13 protein-coding genes are annotated in these 19,636 nt (G+C 45.7%); 4 read left to right on the top strand and 9 right to left on the bottom strand.

Translation table 11 applies throughout. The features are described from left to right. Positions 1–81: 81 nt before the first annotated feature. Positions 82–1,314 (bottom strand): transglycosylase SLT domain-containing protein, encoded by a 1,233-nt coding sequence (locus tag DLE54_RS07300; protein ID WP_110816738.1) that lies wholly within the window; start codon positions 1,312–1,314, stop codon positions 82–84. A gap of 1,149 nt (positions 1,315–2,463) precedes the next feature. After that, entirely contained in the window at positions 2,464–3,216 is a 753-nt protein-coding gene (locus tag DLE54_RS07295; protein WP_197708943.1) for a Nif3-like dinuclear metal center hexameric protein, read from the bottom strand. 363 nt (positions 3,217–3,579) lie between these two features. Between DLE54_RS07295 and DLE54_RS07290 the strand changes: the two genes are divergently transcribed. After that, on the top strand, positions 3,580–4,911 hold the full coding sequence (locus tag DLE54_RS07290; protein ID WP_110816736.1) for a S1C family serine protease: 1,332 nt from the start codon (positions 3,580–3,582) through the stop codon (positions 4,909–4,911). Between the two features lie 119 nt (positions 4,912–5,030). On the opposite strand, the gene yfaE is transcribed toward DLE54_RS07290, so the two are convergent. The 7 genes from yfaE to DLE54_RS07255 all read right to left on the bottom strand — a co-directional run bounded on the left by yfaE (position 5,031) and on the right by DLE54_RS07255 (position 15,910). Further along, positions 5,031–5,288 carry a class I ribonucleotide reductase maintenance protein YfaE gene (gene yfaE, locus DLE54_RS07285; protein WP_011960801.1) on the bottom strand — a complete coding sequence of 86 codons (258 nt, stop codon included), beginning with the start codon at positions 5,286–5,288 and terminating at the stop codon, positions 5,031–5,033. A gap of 83 nt (positions 5,289–5,371) precedes the next feature. After that, the gene (gene nrdB, locus DLE54_RS07280; RefSeq protein ID WP_110816735.1) at positions 5,372–6,505 is read right to left on the bottom strand and encodes a class Ia ribonucleoside-diphosphate reductase subunit beta; all 1,134 of its coding nucleotides are present in this window, start codon (positions 6,503–6,505) and stop codon (positions 5,372–5,374) included. 201 nt (positions 6,506–6,706) lie between these two features. After that, a complete protein-coding gene (nrdA, locus tag DLE54_RS07275; protein WP_110816734.1) occupies positions 6,707–8,983 on the bottom strand; it encodes a class 1a ribonucleoside-diphosphate reductase subunit alpha in 2,277 nt (758 codons plus the stop codon). A 564-nt stretch (positions 8,984–9,547) separates the two neighbouring features. Continuing rightward, positions 9,548–9,889, bottom strand: coding sequence for a DUF493 domain-containing protein (locus DLE54_RS07270; RefSeq protein WP_011960798.1), 342 nt, complete (start codon positions 9,887–9,889; stop codon positions 9,548–9,550). A gap of 197 nt (positions 9,890–10,086) precedes the next feature. After that, positions 10,087–11,958, bottom strand: coding sequence for an RNA polymerase sigma factor RpoD (rpoD, locus tag DLE54_RS07265; protein WP_011960797.1), 1,872 nt, complete (start codon positions 11,956–11,958; stop codon positions 10,087–10,089). Positions 11,959–12,401: 443 nt separating this feature from the next. Further along, complete coding sequence (locus DLE54_RS07260; RefSeq protein ID WP_110816733.1) at positions 12,402–14,519, bottom strand: DNA primase; 2,118 nt, start codon at positions 14,517–14,519, stop codon at positions 12,402–12,404. Positions 14,520–14,728: 209 nt separating this feature from the next. Beyond that, positions 14,729–15,910: an outer membrane protein assembly factor BamD gene (locus DLE54_RS07255; RefSeq protein WP_110816732.1), complete on the bottom strand. Its 1,182-nt coding sequence runs from the start codon at positions 15,908–15,910 to the stop codon at positions 14,729–14,731. Between the two features lie 284 nt (positions 15,911–16,194). Between DLE54_RS07255 and DLE54_RS07250 the strand changes: the two genes are divergently transcribed. The 3 genes from DLE54_RS07250 to DLE54_RS07240 all read left to right on the top strand — a co-directional run bounded on the left by DLE54_RS07250 (position 16,195) and on the right by DLE54_RS07240 (position 19,429). Next, the gene (locus DLE54_RS07250; RefSeq protein ID WP_110816731.1) at positions 16,195–17,442 is read left to right on the top strand and encodes an RluA family pseudouridine synthase; all 1,248 of its coding nucleotides are present in this window, start codon (positions 16,195–16,197) and stop codon (positions 17,440–17,442) included. Between the two features lie 159 nt (positions 17,443–17,601). Further along, positions 17,602–18,693, top strand: coding sequence for a polyphenol oxidase family protein (locus tag DLE54_RS07245; RefSeq protein ID WP_110816730.1), 1,092 nt, complete (start codon positions 17,602–17,604; stop codon positions 18,691–18,693). Between the two features lie 94 nt (positions 18,694–18,787). Continuing rightward, on the top strand, positions 18,788–19,429 hold the full coding sequence (locus DLE54_RS07240; protein ID WP_110816729.1) for a flavodoxin family protein: 642 nt from the start codon (positions 18,788–18,790) through the stop codon (positions 19,427–19,429). Positions 19,430–19,636: the final 207 nt, after the last annotated feature.

Below are 19,636 nucleotides of genomic sequence, written 5' to 3'. Positions count from 1 at the left end.
GGTGAATAAAAGCAGAATAAAAAAAGAGCTCAATGTGAGCTCTTTTTTTGGTGAACCTTTTAATGTGATGCCGACAAGCAGTTAAGCGGTGCGCATTTTTAGTGACTCTAAGTAGCTGCGAATGTTGGTCACATAGTGCATGCACTGGGTATAGCGTGAGTTGCTTGCGGCATGGTCGGACATATAAGCATACACATTGGTCCAGCTTTTGGGGTCTTGTCCGGCCTTAGCCACTTTGCTTTGGATGCTCTTAACCGCATTGGGACCCATGTTGTAAGAGGCGAGGGCGAACCACAGTCTATCTGGGTTTGGCACATCCCTAAATTCGGCCTTCATTTGTTCTAAGTAGCGTGCACCACCGCCGATGCTTTGATAGGGGTCGATGCGGTCAGAGACGCCCATGGCTTTGGCGGTGTTATTGGTCAGCATCATAAGCCCGCGTACCCCTGTGGGTGAGGTGGCATTAGCATCCAGATGCGACTCTTGATAGCCCATGGCGACAAGCAGCTGCCAATCATGGTCATAAGTGTCGGCTTGCTGCTGGAAGGAGGTCTTATAATGAGGCAAATTGGCAGTGAGCGCTTGCTCAAAGTGCTCGCGATTGTAATCGTCTTTTAATAACGTCTGATCATAAAAATTGGCAATTTTGGCGGTGTTGATTAACTGGCCATTTTCGCACAAAAAATCACTGGCTTTAATGGCAAGCGGGTCGTTGCCACTACGAAAAGCCCAATTGGTCTTAGGATGTAGCCCATTAGTGGCCAAAGTGGTGTCAAAGCCGCAACTGATGTTAATGGCGCTAAGTCCGGTATCTTCGGTTAGCTTTGTACTGGCTGTCGTCAGCGCCATATCTGCTTTGCCTTGACGCACAGCTTGCAGTGCTTGTGCTTCATTGGCGTAGTCTTGCACCTGCAGCGTCACCCCTAATTGATTGGCATAACTGCGCGCAATGTCATAGCCAAAGCCATGCTGAAAGCCATCTGTCGCAAAATAAGTGCTATCACCTTTGACTGAGGCTAAGGTGAGAGTATTTGACGCCATAACCTTATCGTATGCTACAGAATCTGTGCTAAATAAGGAGGTGGTTAAACTTTTGGCCGGCAAAGACAGTAGCGCAATACTGGAGATTTGCACCAGCATCTTGGTCTTTGCAAACTTCTTGCTCGCAAGGGGTTTTTTAGTACCGAAAGCGGTATAAAACAGGGTAGGTACAAAGCGGTTAACGCGTTTGAAGCTTTGAGAGGGTAGGTGTGATACAACTGGATTTGAATGGGATTTGTCTTTGCGTTTTAACCTATCGGCGATGCGTTGCATGGATGTCTCCTTCGTCCAACCATCCATACTGTGTAGAGGTTAATACACCATTGTATTAAGGTCTCGTTAAAGCCACAGCTATGAGCAGCGAGCGTTATAGTGACTCAATAGACATCTGTATGTACCAATATATCCTGCACAATAGCGCTATCTTTGATGTCTATTAAGCGTTTGATTAAGGGTGCAAAAACACAAATAACCACTTAATAAGACATATAACGATTTAACTTCGCTTCGCCCTAAGGGGGCGGTTGTTTGGTGCGATGGCATAAGACCATATTCAAAAAACAACAAAACAAGCTTGGTTAAATAGGCTGCTAGCAAGACGAATTAAAAACAGCAAGAATAAATATCATAGACTGACCAAAACACAAAACCGCCTGTACAATTTACCAAGTACAGGCTTATTATGGCTAGACGATGACAAAGCCGGCTTTAGCCTAAAGCTTACCTAATAAGGGCAGGCGATAGTAAAAACCCACTTGTGGCAAATTACAACTTGTCCCGCATCTGGCATAGTGACTCAATGCCTATCAAGCCGGACTGATTCGGACCTAAAAACTTAACCTTTAGGCCTGATCGTTTTAAGTCGTGTAATTAAGCCACTTATCTCAAGCTGATTTTTAACCGAGTATAATCAAATGGGCAGGACTGAGCGTCAAAGCGCTATAGCTGCCTTGATAGTCAGTCCTTTACTTTTAGAAATATACTGGCCACTGACGAGCGGCACTAAGGAGGCTAATAGCACCCTTAGTGCCACTTATCAAAATCCGCACTTGCGATGATTTGTAAAATTTGGCAGTTCACTGCAGAGCATTCCCCGTCTTTGTGCCGCTGAGCCAAAACCACTAAGATCATATGGCAACGAGGTTTGCTAAATAACTAAAAACAACTACTGTTCTTTGAAAAAAACAGTAAGTGAAACGGATAAGCAGATAGATGGGGGCTATTAGTCATAACTCAATAGGTAATGATATTTGACAGCCACTGTCATGGATTGCTGCCACATATCAGAACCAAAACCACTAAAAACCCAGCTTATGTTGGCTTATTATACTAAAAAATATTTTATTGATGTGAATTATAAAATGAATGGTTAGGTTTAATGATATCAAAGCAGCAATTTAACTAAGAATTTTAAGTGAGTCACTATGCAGGATTAGGATCGTCGATAAAGCGTACTTGTACACCGTGCGTCTGTGCAATAAGCTCGCCTAACGCCTTAATGCCTCCTTGCTCTGTAGCATGATGACCGCAGGCTAGATAATCAATGCCCAGTTCACGGGCAGCATGAGTGGTACGCTCTGATATCTCTCCTGATATATAAAGCTGACAGCCCATCTTCGCAGCTTGTTCAATCATATCTTGAGCACCACCAGTACACAGCCCTACTTTAGTAATCAGCTTATTGCCCGCTGCAATGTGGGTTGGGGTGCGCTGTAACTGGGTGGTGACTCGCGCTATAAAGTCCTCAATAGCGGTAGGCTCACACTGTGCGATATTGCCCACAGGATAGTTATCTTCAGGATACAGTGCACCGGTAATCTCAAGCGATAATAGCTGGGCTAAAGTGGCGTTATTACCGATCACAGGGTGCGCATCTAACGGCAAATGATAGGCAAGTAGTGAGATATTGTTTTGTAGTAAGCTACGAATACGCTTGCCCTTCATGCCCACTAACGGCTGATCTTCACCTTTCCAAAAATAACCATGATGTACCAAGATGGCATCAGCTTGCTCACTAATGGCTGCGTCGATAAGGTTTTGAGTGGCGGTCACTCCGGTGACAATCTTATGGATGGGGGCATCCGCATCGACTTGTAGTCCATTTGGGCAGTAATCTTTAAAGGCATCTGCTTGCAGATAGTCATTACACCACTGCGCCAAAGCTGATGGGGTCATCGTAGCCGTTTGAGGGATATTAGCCGCTGTTTGAGGGTCATAGGATTGAGTCATAGTAAGTCTCCTAAATAAAGATACATAAGCGATAGCAATAAGAGGTGGCCAGTGTATAAGATATGGCCGGCAAGTAACAGGAACTGAACAATATATGTTGCAAAATAGCAGAGAGGTTTCCCAGTAATAGCCTAACAAATGTTAAACTAATAGCTATTTATTGGTATGCAATTAAATAATTAAACTATAGCAACGCCAACATATGCGGTAAACCTACTGAGTTCAGACATTTTTTACTGCTCATCTAAAGTAGGGGGTAGGATAAACAGGTTTGCCGGCTGTGCCAAGTTGAGAGCATCGAGGAGTGACATGTCTGCATCATCACAAACAAATATTATTTGGAAAGTTCTACCCTGGTTATTACTAATAGCAGTTCTAGCGGCTTTTATTTGGGTATATATTGACCAAAAAACCCGCCAACAAAGTGCTTGGGAGCCGCCTCGTGGCGAGACCACCTCTATTCCGCTCAATAATGGCCGCGTGTCAGATAGACCGGAGCCGGTTACCTCTTATCACAATGCTGTGGCCAGAGCCTCTCGCTCTGTGGTGAATATCTATACGACCCAAATTGTACAAAATCCTTATATGAACGACCCCGTATTGCGTCGTTTTTACGAGTTTCATGGCCAAACGCCACAAGCCGGCCAAGAGACCAATCTAGGTTCAGGGGTTATCGTCTCAACCGATGGCTATATTGTCACCAATGCCCACGTGATTGCCCAAGCCGATGAGATTGTGGTGGCATTGAATGACGGCCGCAAAGCGGTGGCCAAGGTTGTGGGCACTGATCCTGATAGTGATTTGGCAGTGATTAAAGTCGACATGAGTGGTCTTGAGCCATTAGCGTTTAGAGAGCTGCCTATTGAAGTGGGCGATGTGGCTTTGGCCATTGGTAACCCCTTTGGTGTGGGTCAGACCGTTACCCAAGGCATTATCTCAGCCACAGGTCGTACCGGTCTTGGCGTCAATACTTATGAAGACTTCATTCAGACGGATGCTGCTATTAACCCAGGTAACTCTGGCGGGGCATTGGTAGATGCTCGAGGCAAATTGGTGGGTATTAACACCCTTATCTTCTCGCGCTCAGGCGGCTCAATGGGGATTGGCTTTGCTATTCCAACGGCTTTGGTTGAGCAGGTGATGAATGCCATTATCAAAGATGGTAAGGTCAGTCGCGGCTGGCTAGGTATAGAAGTATTATCTCAGCTGCGTGATCCTTCACAAATTGATAATACCACAGGGGTGGTGGTGCGTAATATCATTGCCGGTAGCCCTGCCGCCAAAAGTGGCCTAAAAGTTGGGGATGTGATTTTATCTATCGATGGCGTTGAGATGACTGACTCTAATCGCCTTATTCAGCATGTGGCCAGAAAGATGCCGCATGATACCCTTAAGGTACAAGTGCTGCGTAATTCAAAGAATATGAACATCGATATCACCCTCGCGGAGCGTCCAACTCAGACTGAAGTTGTGCCACCTCAGATGCCCATGTCCAATGACGACCCTGAGCTTTATTTAGAGTCACCAGAAGGCAATGCCAATCCTTTAAGTGATGAGCAGCGTGCTCAGCTAAGAGAGGAGCTCATTGAGCTGTTTGAAAATGGCGCAAGACCCAAAGTAGACCCACTGCCTCATCAGTAGTAGCGATATAGCTAATAATAAGTGATAAAAAACCCGCGATGTTTCTCGCGGGTTTTTTGTGCTGACAATCCAAATACTGCTGAATATCCAAAGATGATAGGCGCTGACTTATGGCGTAATTAACTAACGTTTTTGAGACGGATCATGCCTTTAACCTGACAGCAGCAGGCGAGTATCTCTCCTTTTTCTAGCATGGCCAAAGGCGGCTTAGCATAGCTGATAGGAAAAGAGGAAGCGGTTAGCTTAACACGGCAACTGCCACAGTACCCTTCACGGCATTGATAATTAATATCGTGTCCAGTACGTAGTAGACCATCGAGCAACGTCTCATCATCGTGTAGATAAAAGCGTGTCTTTGAGGTAAATACCCAAGTCATAGCAAAAAACCACAGTCAGTAAGTTTAAAACAGTCAGTAAGTTTAAATAAGCCAGTATCTAATAAGTTTATACGCTTATAGTATTACAACTCGAAGTCATCAAAGTCACTGTCTGATAAGTCAGAGTCAATTTGGCCGACAAGGTAGGAGCTGATTTCAGTCTCTTGCGGTGCGACCTGTACGTTATCTGATGACAACCAAGTATTAATCCAAGGAATAGGGTTGCTCTTAGATTCAGGGAAGATACCCGGTAAGCCGACCGCTTCCATACGTAAGTTAGTAATATACTCGACATACTGGCATAGGATGTCTTTGTTTAGGCCAATCATAGAGCCGTCTTTAAACAGATAACCTGCCCATTCTTTTTCTTGTTCAGCCGCTTTTCGGAAAATCTCAATACTCTCGTTATGACATTGTGCAGCAATCTCTGCCATTTCAGGATCATCTTTGCCTGACGCCATGATATTAATCATGTGCTGGGTACTGGTTAAATGCAGCGCTTCATCACGGGCGATAAGCTTAATGATCTTGGCGTTACCTTCCATCAGTTTGCGCTCAGCAAAGGCAAACGAGCAGGCGAATGATACGTAGAAGCGAATGGCCTCTAATACGTTAACGGCCATCAAGCACAGATAAAGCTGTTTTTTTAGTTTGCGTAAGTCGACATACTTTTCTTCACCATTGACGATGTGTGTACCTGGGCCAAATAGACTATATAGCTGTGAATGTTGGTACAAGTCATCATAATAATAAGCAATGTCTGAAGCACGCTGTAGAATGTGCTCGTTTTCCATAATGTCATCGAATACCACAGCAGGGTCGTTGACGATATTACGAATAATATGGGTATAGCTGCGTGAGTGGATGGTCTCGGAGAATGACCATGTTTCAATCCAAGTCTCAAGCTCAGGGATAGATACCAACGGCAATAGCACCACGTTTGGGCTACGACCTTGAATGGAGTCTAGCAAGGTTTGGTATTTTAGGTTACTGATAAAAATATGCTGCTCATGCGTGGACAAGTTGCCGTAGTCGATACGGTCTTTTGATACATCAACCTCTTCTGGACGCCAGAAAAATGACAACTGCTTTTCGATAAGTTGTTCAAAGATGGGGTGCTTTTGTTGGTCATAGCGTGCTACGTTAACGGGCTGACCAAAAAACATCGGCTCTTTAAGCGCGTCATTTTTTGTTTGGCTAAAGATTGAGTACGTCATGATTCTACCTTTTATATTTATGAGAGGTTCTAAGTGTTATGAGTTCTAATAGGCAGTTGCGATAAAGTTGGATAGATTTCATCGCAAAGTAGGGCAACAAAACTTAATGGGTCATGGTGTTTTTATATCCGAAATAACCCCCTTAATTTAAGGGGGCATTCAATACAATAAACCATTTTATGCGACACTGATTCTATAGCATTACAGCTTACAAGCACCGCTGGCACAGCCGTCATCGATATCGGCTTGAGCATCATTAGCACCATCACGAGTGTTGTGATAGTAAAGTGTCTTAACGCCCAGTTTATAAGCAGTTAGCAAGTCTTTTAGCAATACCTTCATAGGTACACGATTGCCCTCGAAGCGGGTTGGATCGTAGTTGGTGTTGGCGGAGATGCTTTGGTCAATGAACTTTTGCATCACGGCCACCAGCTTTAGATAGCCATCATTATTTGGCATTTGCCACAATAGCTCGTATTTGCCTTTTAAGTTTAAGATATCGGGCACCACTTGCTTTAAGATACCATCTTTTGACGCTTTTACTGATACCAGACCACGAGGTGGCTCAATACCGTTGGTGGCGTTAGCAATCTGGCTTGAGGTCTCAGAAGGCATCAAGGCTGACAAAGTAGAGTTGCGTAGGCCATGGGTTTTAATCTCCTGACGTAACGCTTCCCAATCAAGGCGCAATGGCTCATTGCACACCTTATCTAAGTCCGCTTTGTAAGTATCAATCGGCAAAATACCTTGTGAGTAAGTGGTCTCATTAAAGGCGGGGCAAGCGCCTTTTTCTTTGGCCAGTTTGTTCGAGGCTTTTAGTAAATAGTACTGCAATGCCTCAAAAGTCTGGTGCGTCAGACCAAGCGCTGAGCCATCCGAGTAGCGGGTACCATTTTTAGCCAAGTAATAAGCATAGTTAATCACACCCACACCCAACGTACGGCGATTCATGCTGCCATTTTCAGCGGCTTTTACTGGGTAGTCTTGGTAATCAAGTAGCGCATCTAAGGCACGCACGATTAATTCTGCAGGCTCTTCGATATCCTCTAAGCTATCGACTTCGCCAAGGTTCACCGCAGATAGGGTGCACAGTGCAATTTCACCTTCTTCGTCATTAATATTATCCAGCGGCTTAGTTGGTAGCGCAATTTCCATACATAGGTTTGACTGACGGATAGGAGCGACAGTTGGATCAAATGGGCTGTGCGTGTTGCAGTGGTCCACGTTTTGGATGTAGATACGACCAGTACTGGCACGCTCTTGCATCAACAAGCTAAATAGATCGGCTGCAGGCACATGACGTTTGCGGATGTTGTCGTCTTTTTCGTACTTGGTGTATAGCGCTTCAAACTTGTCTTGGTCAGCGAAGAAGGCTTCATATAGACCAGGCACATCTGAGGGTGAGAATAAAGCGATGTCTTCACCTTTAATCAAACGGGTATATAAGGTGCGGTTAATTTGTACGCCATAGTCCATGTGACGCACACGGTTGTCTTCTACGCCGCGGTTATTTTTTAGAACCAATAGCGACTCTACTTCTAAGTGCCACAGTGGGTAGAATAAGGTTGCTGCGCCGCCACGTACGCCACCTTGCGAGCAGCATTTAACTGCGGTTTGGAACAGCTTATAAAAAGGGATACAGCCGGTGTGCTGAGCTTCACCGCCTCGGATAGGGCTGCCTAGCGCACGAATGTTACCGGCATTGATACCAATACCAGCACGCTGCGATACATAGCGTACAATGGCGCTGGTTGTGGCGTTGATTGAGTCTAAGCTATCACCACATTCAATCAGTACGCACGAGCTAAATTGACGTGAAGGGGTGCGCACACCGGACATAATGGGGGTGGGCAATGAGATTTTGAACGTAGAGGCGGCATCATAAAAACGCTTCACATAGTGCATGCGCTCAGACTTATCGTATGAGGCGAACAGACACATGCCCACCAGTACATATAAGAACTGCGGACTTTCGTAAACGGTTTTGGTCACACGGTCTTGTACTAAGTATTTACCGGCCATTTGTTCGGCAGCGGCATAAGCAAGGTTCATATCGCGCCAGTGGTCGATGTAGTCATTTAACTCATCAAACTCTTCACGTGAGTAGTCTTGTAAAATGTGCTGATCGTATTTACCCGCCTCGGTTAATTTGGTTACATGGTCAAATAGGTGAGGTGGCTCAAATTGATTGTAGGCAATTTTACGCAAGTGGAAGATTGCCAAACGTGCCGCAAGATATTGATAATCTGGCGTATCCTCAGAGATTAGGTCAGCAGCAGCCTTAATGATGGTCTCGTGAATGTCACGGGTTTTGATGCCATCATAAAACTGAATGTGCGACTTTAACTCAACCTGAGATACAGAAACATTGTCTAATCCTTCGGCTGCCCAAGTAATGACCTTATGGATTTTATCTAAATCGATGGGCTCTAGACGGCCGTCTCGTTTCATTACTTTAATATTATCCATATGTGTCATTGCTCTCTCCGCTCGTTGTCACCAGATTGCCGGTCAAAAACCTGGCAATCAGAAAAATAATACCCCAATATATAGTGTGTGTCTTAAAATATTAAACACAATATATGGGGTGGTTTTTATGTTGTAGGCACAATATAAAGGAAAAAAAGAATTTTTGCTATCTTGACAAACTACGGCTTAGCAGTTCAAGTAGGTGATTTATGATGAATAATCAGACATCAAAAAAACTTGCAAATTGGCAACCGTTGAAACGCTGCCGGTTAGCGCATGTGTCAAGTAAAAAATACGGCTAAAAACGATTAAAAAAACTTTTTTAATTAAATTGTAAACCACAAAGTCAGGCTCAAAGTTTATTCAGCCAAATCAAATCGGCTAAAATTAAATTCATTGTGTCACTATTGACTTCTGGTAACTTACACTTAAAACATGCCCTTTTTATTACAGCCATTTGCACAAAACAGTTAATACCGCGTTAAATTTCACCCATAAAAAAAAGCAGCTAACACTGCTTTTTTGGGTAAAATAAGGGCGATACAGTGGCCAACTGCTATTTAGATGGCCTGCTTATACGACAGTACGGACAGTTTTGGCCTGATCAAGGGCTGCGTATAAGTCATTGACTTGAGCTGCTTCAGTAAAGTGTAATTTGGCACGTACTGAAGTAAAGCGGCCGGTGCTGGATTGTTTGACGACTAAAGTTTCCATATCGAAGTCCTCAAACTGAGTGCCTAAAATAAGCTTAACTTCATTTAAAAGTGTGTCATGCTCACCTTCATGACCAATAATGCTCATCGGATAATCCATTGGAAATGCCCAAAGACCTGGGTTTTGGATGTCCGTTTTTTTGGCCAGTGGATCGGTATGTAAGGTTAATTCACGGCTTAAATCGATGTTTTTGTTAGACATAATGTCTCCGTTTATATTTTGTTAAATCGCTTTTTGTATGAATACTATATGGAGGTATTGTTCAGTTTTTCAAGGGGTAAAGCAGAGCGCTAAGACCTGCTTTAGCCTGAGGTATTCATAGGCTTTAAACACAAAAAAGCTGAGAGATTCTCAGCTTTTTTGCTACAACAGGTTATGGGCGTTGACTCAACCTTGGCTTAGTCGTTTTCTAAGAACGAACGTAAATGCTCAGAGCGAGAAGGGTGACGCAGTTTACGTAACGCTTTGGCTTCAATCTGACGAATACGCTCACGCGTCACATCGAACTGCTTACCAACCTCTTCTAGGGTGTGATCGGTTGGCATATCAATACCAAAACGCATGCGTAGCACCTTGGCTTCACGTTCTGTTAAGTTGCTCAGCACATCTCGAGTCGCTTCTTGTAGACCTGCTGAGGTGGCATCTTCTACAGGGCTTGAGATGGTCTGGTCCTCAATGAAATCACCTAGGTGTGAATCTTCATCATCACCGATGGGTGTCTCCATAGAGATAGGCTCTTTGGCAATTTTTAATACCTTACGAACCTTAACCTCATCCATCTCTAAACGTTCGCCTAATTCCTCAGGTGTGGGCTCACGACCCATCTCTTGCAACAATTGACGAGACACACGGTTGATTTTGTTGATGGTCTCAATCATATGCACTGGAATACGAATGGTGCGGGCTTGGTCAGCAATAGAGCGGGTAATGGCCTGACGAATCCACCAAGTGGCATAAGTTGAGAACTTATAACCACGGCGATATTCAAATTTATCTACCGCTTTCATCAAGCCAATGTTGCCTTCTTGAATCAAGTCTAAGAACTGTAGGCCACGGTTGGTATATTTCTTAGCAATAGAGATTACCAAACGTAAGTTGGCTTCGACCATCTCTTTTTTGGCACGGCGGGCTTTTGCCTCACCGATGGCCATACGGCGCGCCACTTCTTTCATTTCGGTAATTTGCATGTCCAGCTTGTCTTCATGGTCGCGGATACGGCGCTGTAACACCACCACATCGTCGACCACTTTGGCTAAGCTATCTGCAAATTTAGGGTTGCCTTTTAGGCGATCAGTTAGCCAATCTACGTTGGTCTCGTTACTTGGGAAAGTCTTACGGAACTCGCTACGAGGCATTTTACCGCGGCGAATGACCAAGCGCATGATTTGACGCTCTTGCTTACGCACATCGTCATAAACATCATGCATAATAGCCATAACATTATCCGCCATGCGGTTGTTAAGCTTTAATAGCATAAAGCGTTCGGCCAGCTGAGCATAGGCTTCTTCAGCCTGCGCACTGCCACGACCATACTGCTCTAGGGCTTGTTTTGCCACCGCAAATAATTCACGGATCTCCTCGACACGTTGACGAACCAGCTCAGGATCTAGGCCACCGCTTTCTTCAGCTTCTTCCTCTTCCTCAGCTTCTTCTTCATCATCTTCGTCATCGACATCTTTAGCTTTAGATTTGGTGGTGATAACGGGGATTTTTTCTTCGTCTTCTTCCACAACTGCCGGTTCAATCTCTTCAGGATCTAAAAAACCAGTGATGACGTCAGAGAGTTTTTTCTCGCCCGCTTCTACTAAGTCATATTCATCTAGGATAAACTGCACAGTACCGGGCCAGTAAGCCATGGCATGCTGGACATCACGGATACCCTCTTCGATACGCTTGGCGATAACGATTTCACCTTCACGCGTCAATAAGTCAACCGTACCCATTTCACGCATATACATACGCACAGGGTCGGTGGTGCGACCAGGCTCAGTTTCTACCGCAGCCAATACAGCAGCAGCTTCATCTGTGGCCATGTCGTCATCGTTAGCACCATCGTTCATCAAGATATCATCAGCATCTGGCGCTGATTCAAAGATTTTAATACCAACATCCGTAAGCATTTGAACGATGTCTTCAATTTGGTCGCTTTCGGTGATTGAGGCGGGAAGTTGGTCGTTAACCTCAGCATAAGTCAAATAGCCTTGCTCTTTACCCATCTGGATAAGTGTGGCTAGTTGAGAGGTAGATTGAGAGGCTGCCTTATCGGTCATAATATCTCGCTTGCAATAGAAGATGTGGGTTAAAGGTAGAGTGAGGGGTGCACATGGTTTTTAGATGGCCAGATGGTTGTCTTATTGTTTTAGTTTTTGCCAAAGCTATTTACGTAAATTTGAGCAACTAAATCTGTAGCCAAAAATCAAAAATGAGTCCGATATTATAACATAATATCCAAAACAGCACCGCAAATACAGCGCAAGCTATAAAAACTAACTTGCCAAACCTGAGTCTAAACTTAGGGGGTATTTACTTGGGTACTACCCGGCGATATTAATGATATGGGGGCATAACCCTTTTTTTAAAGCCACGGCTAGTTTTTGGTCTAAAAAGGTTGATAAATGCCAGATTAAAGTACAATTTAAAACCAGTTATCAGTGTAGGGGCGCTGTTAGACCCTCAAGATTGTTAGACCCTCAAGATTGTTAGACCCTCAGGATTATATCTTGGAGGACTGCTCAGCTTGCTGCTTTTTAAGCCAGTTCATTAAGGTCTGACGCTGCCGGTTCAGATGGCTAGTAATCACCAGCCCTGGTGACTGACTCATCTGTTTTGATAAGGCTTGTAGCATCAGCTGAGTTAACAAGTCATCTACCAAATCATCTACGTCAATAATCCCGCGCTGGTTGAGATTGGACCAAAATGGATGCCAGCGGGTGGCAAGATTTTGTTGTAGGCCACTTGGCAAATTGGCCAAAATAAAGTGAGCGGCCGCATTGGTGTCCTCAGGCAAATAAGGGGTAAGACCAATGATAGTCTGAGTCAGCTGGGTAAGACTTGGGCTATTAAAATCCTCCCAGCTTGGCAAAGGTGGGGTCGCTACGGGTGCTTGCTGTGTGCCTATCGATTTTTCAGGTATCTTAATATCTGCCACACCAGATACCTCCCACAGTCGCTTGATGGGGTCTTCTGCCAATAAGTGCGGGGCAAACAGCAAACACAACTCGAGCTGTCGGCTCACCGTCATGTCGCTGTCGAAGTCTAATAAGACATCATGGGCGGAGTTTTTTTGATTTTTGCGCCCGCCAAGCTTTTGATAAATATCGTTATTAAGCAGATACTTAAAGCTTGAACCCTTGGGCAGATTATTGGTCAACTGACGTACTTGTGACATCAGCTTGGCTTTACCTTCGGCTAAGCTTAAGTCATAGCGCTCGCTGAGATAAGCAAAAATGTATTGCGATAACGGCATGGCGCGCTTAATCTGCTCTCGCATCGCCTCCACACCCTGCATGGCAATGTAAGTGTCTGGGTCATGCCCACCTGGTAGGGTTAAAAAGCGCAGCTCTTTGTCATCGCTTAGCACAGGTAAGGCCACCTCAAGCGTACGCCAAGCGGCCTTTTGACCGGCACTGTCACCATCAAAACATAAGGTTAAGGTGGGGTTCATTTGCAATAAGCGGGCGATTTGGGTTTCGTTAATCGAGGTACCCATTGAGGCCACTGCGCCATAGATACCCGCTTGATATAAGGCAATGACATCCATATACCCTTCAACCACCAGCCAATCGTTCGCTCGCTGTTGGCGTGACTCGTAATAGCCGTAGAGTACATGCTGCTTATGAAAGACAGGGGAGTCACTGGAGTTGATGTATTTGGGCTTAACTTCGTTGTCTAATGCCCGACCGGCAAAGCCAATAATCCGACCTTGATTGTCGCGAATAGGAAAAATAACCCGATCACGCAGCAGATCATAGTCGCGACCCTTTTCAGATTGACGCACCAGACCCAAAGCTTTTAGACCTGCAATATCCTGCGGAAAGGCCTCTTCTAAATGCTGCCAGCCGGTGGGTGCATAACCCAGACCAAATTCATTAATGGTGGCATCGGTTAATCCCCGCTCTGTAAAATACGCCATGGCGTGCAGGTTATTACGCAGGTTGTTTTGATAGAATTGACCAATTTGGATCAGTAGCTCATATAAGTTGCCGTCTTGCTCTAGGGTAGCTTGACCACCAAAGTTAGAGGGAGGCATATCTGTAAAGCCGCTGTCATAACCAAGGTTATCACCGGGTGTGTCGCCCATATCCCAATCACTGGGCGGCGCTGAATCTAAATTAAAATAGCTGTCTTCATCGAAATAAGCAGGGGGCGCGTCAGCCACTGATGTCGTATTAGTGGCTAAGCCATTAGTTTGGCCCGAATGTGGTGTCGTCGCCGCAGTGTGCGTGTCATTTAAGCGTTTGCCATTGCCAGTCCACGAGGGCGCAGGGGCCGTGGGCGTGGGTTTGGCGCTGCGTTTATAACGCAAGTCTTTGTTGTCTTCTTTAGGAATCTCTATACCCGTCTGGCGTGACAGCTCTTGTACTGCCTCCATAAAGGTTTGGTTTTCGTATTCCCGCAAAAACTTAATGGCATTACCACTCACACCGCAGCCAAAGCAGTTATAGACATTTTTTTGGGGATTAACATAAAAAGAGGGCGTTTTTTCGCCATGAAAAGGACAATTGCCCTTAAACTCTTTTCCCGCGCGCTTAAGCGTGGTGTGTTTGCCAATAATCCCTACCAAGTCGGCTTGGCTATTGAGCTGATCAAGAATGTGGTTAGGGATGCTCATAACGGCGCTTTATCTGACAAAGTGGGTTGTGAGGAAGATGAGGTCAATCACTTAAATTCACAAGAGACAAGTGACATGATAGAGCATTAAAGCGCAATAACCCCTGGCGCCTAGATAGGGTCAGGGGTCAGGGCCAACTCTACATCGCCGACCTTTTAGTATTTATACTATAATCATTTATAGGTTGATATCTAAAAGGTATCGATGGCTTATTGTGGATCCATTTGTTCAGGGTACATCTGGCTTGGGCTTGTAATGCGAGTTTGTGGCTGCGGGCTTGGAACAGGCTGTGCACTTGCATCATCTGGCAGGCCAAGGCCTAAGTTGACACCGCGGCGATTGCTATTAATGGTTGGTAAGTCAGCTTGCGAAGTTGCCGCATTATCGCTAGGCAATTGCATTTGCGCAGCTTGCTGGATAACCTGCTGCTTAGTAGGACCTGTGTACTCACCTGTAGCTGCAAGGCTATCATTGCCATTATTAGATCGGCCTAATTTACCATAAGTGATTTTGTTTAATAAGCTGGCAGTGCGGTTGCTGTTAATACGCACGCCACCATCACGGGTCAGCCACTCAGGATAGTTAATTTGTAATAGGGTTTTGTACTGATTGGCAAGGTCAGTTAAGCCCAATTGCTCATTACTGTACGCCAAAATAGCGATAGACTCAGGGATTTGTTGGCTTAAAGGATAGTACTGGAATACCCATTTAGCACGGTTGGCTGCAGCGACATAAGCTTCACGCTTGATGTACCAACGTGCAGCGCTCAGCTCACTTTCTGCAAACTGATTGTAGATATATGTCATGCGCTGAGCGGCGTCTGGGGCGTAGCTGCTGTTTGGAAAGCGCGATAAAAGATCTTGGAAGTTGCTAAATGCCAAACGATAATAAGAGGTATCACGGTCCGCTTGTTGCATACGAGCAATGCTCAAGAGGCTGCTGGTACCGGCATGCATGTTGGCCACACCGCGCACATAGTAAGCATAATCAACCTGAGGGTTGCGTGGATAGAGTTTGATAAACTGCTCAGCACTGGTGGCAGCAAGCTCATAATCTTTAGTCTGGAATTGGCTGTACATCAAGTCAAGTAAAGCCTGCTCAGCATAAGCGCCTGTCGGATAGAAGGTGCGAAGTTCAGTGAGCTGTTCAGAGGCATAAATGTAACGGCCTTTGTCCATAGCTTTTACAGCTTCTTGGTAGTACTGTGCATCAGTCTTCTCTGCGGTGGCCACTGTGTCACTGTCTTTACCGGTGATATTCTTTAGTGTCTGACAGCCAGTTAAGCTTAATAGGCCTGCTGTCAGCATGGCAAAAGCCAGTTTATTTTTGGCAGGTGAGTGAGATGGTTTTTGATTTGATGCCGTAAAAAAAGGAGTTGAAGCACGCTGCATGGAAATCTCCGCAGAATATTTTAGTCAAATTTTAGTCGCCCTAGTGTAGCACGCTACAATCATATTTTGGTATAGGATTGTTAGTGATTACAACGATAATGTTTTTGTGGTCATCGGTTGTAAATGATCTAAGCTAAAACTATCTAAGCTAAAGGGGTATTGTGCTTAATTAGGACAATAATAGCACTATATTGCCCCAACAGCTGCGGGTAAAGCGCTAAGATTTGGTCAAATCATGCTACACTTAGCACATTAAATAGCAACTCAAATTGGTCACACTTATTATGTCTTCAGCATCAAATCTGCAAAACAACCCAAATTACCCTAATCACCCACAAGGCCAAGATTGTCACGCCTCCGATGTCCCCAAAACTCAGCAAAACCAGAGGGATGATACGGACCATGATGCCTCACTAGAGCATGAGCCACTTGAGACGCAGACCAGCAGTACTCAAGATGAGGGCCTATATGATGATGCTGAGTATGACGATGAGCTAGATGACGAGGAGGTGTTGGCTTTTGATGATGAAGCCGCCACTGTAGCCCATAGCGGCGCTCAAGGTGATGCGTTAGAGGTGTCTGAGCTGCATACCGTCACTCAAGAGCAAGCAGGACAGCGTATTGATAAGCTGGCCGCTGATATGTTTACTGAGCATTCGCGTGCTCAGTTACAAGACTGGCTAAAATCCGGCAACTTGACAGTCAATGACCATAATGAGAAGGCCAAATATCGGGTCAAAGTCGGAGATATTGTTCGTCTAGAGGCCAAGCTTGAGCAACACGGCAGCGATCAGCCAGAAGATATTAAGCTTGATATCATCTATGAAGATGACAGCGTGATAGTGATTAATAAGCCGGTCGGTATGGTGGTGCATCCAGGTGCGGGCAACTGGAGTGGCACCTTGGTGAATGGTTTGCTGTATCATTACCCCAATCAAGCACATTTGCCCCGAGCTGGTCTGGTACACCGTATTGACAAAAACACCTCTGGCTTATTGGTTATTGGCAAAACCAAAGCGGCGCAGCTAGAGCTGCAAGAGCAGCTAAAAGATAAAAGCGTCTATCGCCACTATCAGTGTGTGGTGGCTGGTGATGCCCCAAGCCTAGCCCGTCAGCGTACCATTGATGCCCCCATTGGCCGTCATCGCACCCAGCGTACAAAAATGACGGTGACCAGTACCGGCAAAACCGCCATTACTCATATTATGAAAATCACGCCGCTGAGTGACACTTATAGCCTGCTCGATGTGCGCCTCGAAACGGGACGTACCCATCAAATTCGGGTACATCTAAGCCACATCGGCCATCCTATTATCGGTGATGATATCTATGGCAATCGTCAACAGCTCAGAGCAGGGCTTACCCCTGAGCAGCGCCAAGCCATTCAAAGCTTCCCGCGCCAAGCGCTGCATGCTTACAAGCTGGGCTTTATTCATCCTGAGACGGGTGAGTCAATAGAGCTAACCGCGCCACTACCACAGGATATTGTTGAGCTGGCACACACCCTAAGTGATGGCAGCTTTACGATATAGCTCTAGGCTTACCGCCTGACACAGTGTGGCCTAAAGACGATAATGGAGTCTAATTAATAGCAGCTTATAATCACTAAAAAGCGGTGTGGTCAGTGACTGGCCAAAGCGTAAGTGCTGGTCTGCGATGGGATAAATATACAAGCAAAAGGGTAATGGGTCATGAGCCTTGAGAATACACCTAAGTGTGAGACGACGCCTGATGTGCAGCTCAGTGATGAGCACAGCCTTGCTGCACCTTATCAGGTATTGGCGCATACCAAAGCGGTTTTGGTATTGCAAACCGATGCCGGTGAGATTTTGACGCCCAATCCAGAGGGAGTAAGCTTTGGTAACTTCAATTTAGGCCTGCATGTGCAAGATGATCCGCGCCAAGTACTACACAACCGGGCGCAGTTGCTACAGTATGTCAATGCCTATTTGCAGCAAAATAGCTTGCAAGAAGATGACGTTGATAAAAGCCTACAGGCAATAAAAAGTATCCATTGGCTCAATCAGATTCACAGCAATAAAGTGTGCCGCATTGGCGATAAGCATGTAGATTCAAGTGCCGCCTCGCTATCATTAGTACCGGCTTCAGCCGATGCCTTGGTAACAGATTTGCCGCAGCAAGCCTTGGCGATTATGACGGCAGACTGCGTGCCCATTGTCTTACATGATCCTACTACAGGGCAGATCGCAGCGATTCATGCCGGCTGGCAGGGTCTGGCCAATGGCGTCATTGCCAAGACCTATGCCGCTTTATCACAACATGCCCTACAGCATAAGGGTGAAGCGACACAGGTTAGTGGAGCAAGTGGTCGCTTAACGATTCAAAAACCGGCCATTGAGGCCTGGATAGGTGCTTGTATTGGTCAGTCTTGTTATGAAGTCTCCTCTGAGGTGGTGGATAAATTGCTTTTAGGCTGTGCTGAGCGCGGTATGGATGCCAAGCAGCTTGAGGTTATCAAAGCACAAATTGTGGCGCCGCATGATGATCCGGACAAAGCTTGGCTGGACTTACCAAAGCTTGCCCAATTGCAATTGGCAGAGTTGGGTATTGCGCTGATCTCTGCCACCAACCAGCAAACTAATTTAGACATTAAGCCTGTCATCGAAGCTGAGCGACATATGTCTAAGGACGAGCAAAGCTATACACCGATTGCTTATGCGTGTAGTTATGCTAATCGTCAGTATTACTCTTATCGGCGCAAGACCCATTTAAATGAGACGCATACTGGGCGTATGGCGCTGGTTATTGTGCGTCTGCATTAGCATGCTAAGATGTTGTAGTTTGTTAGCAATATTTGCAAATTTGGTCTAGGTTAGGTTAAATAGGCCCTTTATAAAATTAGGATAGTTTTAGCTCATGACCGTATCCAATGTCCCTACTGATTCTCATGTTGCGTCCAAGCCGGCGCTAAAGATGGCCATTATCTACCATAGTAACTATGGCCATACTCGCAAAGTTGCTAAGGCTATCGAGGCGGGCGCACAGGCCTATGTGCAGTCGACCGCTAAGCGGCATGTGGAAGTTAGAGCGCTGGATGTGGATGAGATGGATTGGGAGTTTGCTGATGCCGCTCAAATGATGGTGTTTGGTAGTGCGGTTTATATGGGCAGCATTACTGCTGAGTTTAAGACTTTTATGGACAGCACCTCAAAGCGCTGGTTCCATCGTAAATGGCATGGCAAGTGGGCAGCAGGATTTGCCAACTCAGGTGGATTAAGTGGGGATAAGCTGGCCGCATTGCAGCAGATTTGTGGCTTTAGCATGCAGCATGGTATGAACTGGGCCGGCTTTCCGATTATGCCGACAGGCCATACTGAGCAAGACATTAACCGTCTGTCGAGCTTTTTGGGGCTGATGACGCAGTCAGGAGATGCCTCACCTGAGGTGACCCCAGGCGAGGGCGATATCAAGTCAGCTAAGCTGTTCGGCGAGCATCTGGTGCAGACTTTAATCAGTCAGCCGCCTTATTTACCGCAGCTGTCTGAGCCGCAGGCATAGGCGTTTTGGATAGACTAGGCAGCGGATGCGATAAGGGGGATGATGAGCCAGGTCCTGAGGTGACTGGTATCGGGCTTCCTGCCATCTGAATGTGTTGACAAGCGCTAAGTGTCGATAGCATAACCGTGACGCTTGCTACGGTGATAAGTTTTCGGACAAAGAGGATAGGGGTAGATAACATAGCTTCAATCTTCAAGGTAGTAGCGA

Origin of the sequence: Psychrobacter sp. YP14 (genome assembly GCF_003209315.1) — a bacterium.
Classification (GTDB): Bacteria; Pseudomonadota; Gammaproteobacteria; order Pseudomonadales; family Moraxellaceae; genus Psychrobacter; species Psychrobacter raelei.
This window is presented reverse-complemented; position numbering and strand designations above follow the sequence as displayed.

Coding starts and splice junctions, on each gene's coding strand:
- DLE54_RS07300 (WP_110816738.1), bottom strand. CDS start 1,314: ATGCAACGCATCGCCGATAGGTTAAAACGCAAAGACAAATCCCATTCA.
- DLE54_RS07295 (WP_197708943.1), bottom strand. CDS start 3,216: ATGACCCCATCAGCTTTGGCGCAGTGGTGTAATGACTATCTGCAAGCA.
- DLE54_RS07290 (WP_110816736.1), top strand. CDS start 3,580: ATGTCTGCATCATCACAAACAAATATTATTTGGAAAGTTCTACCCTGG.
- yfaE (WP_011960801.1), bottom strand. CDS start 5,288: ATGACTTGGGTATTTACCTCAAAGACACGCTTTTATCTACACGATGAT.
- nrdB (WP_110816735.1), bottom strand. CDS start 6,505: ATGACGTACTCAATCTTTAGCCAAACAAAAAATGACGCGCTTAAAGAG.
- nrdA (WP_110816734.1), bottom strand. CDS start 8,983: ATGACACATATGGATAATATTAAAGTAATGAAACGAGACGGCCGTCTA.
- DLE54_RS07270 (WP_011960798.1), bottom strand. CDS start 9,889: ATGTCTAACAAAAACATCGATTTAAGCCGTGAATTAACCTTACATACC.
- rpoD (WP_011960797.1), bottom strand. CDS start 11,958: ATGACCGATAAGGCAGCCTCTCAATCTACCTCTCAACTAGCCACACTT.
- DLE54_RS07260 (WP_110816733.1), bottom strand. CDS start 14,519: ATGAGCATCCCTAACCACATTCTTGATCAGCTCAATAGCCAAGCCGAC.
- DLE54_RS07255 (WP_110816732.1), bottom strand. CDS start 15,910: ATGCAGCGTGCTTCAACTCCTTTTTTTACGGCATCAAATCAAAAACCA.
- DLE54_RS07250 (WP_110816731.1), top strand. CDS start 16,195: ATGTCTTCAGCATCAAATCTGCAAAACAACCCAAATTACCCTAATCAC.
- DLE54_RS07245 (WP_110816730.1), top strand. CDS start 17,602: ATGAGCCTTGAGAATACACCTAAGTGTGAGACGACGCCTGATGTGCAG.
- DLE54_RS07240 (WP_110816729.1), top strand. CDS start 18,788: ATGACCGTATCCAATGTCCCTACTGATTCTCATGTTGCGTCCAAGCCG.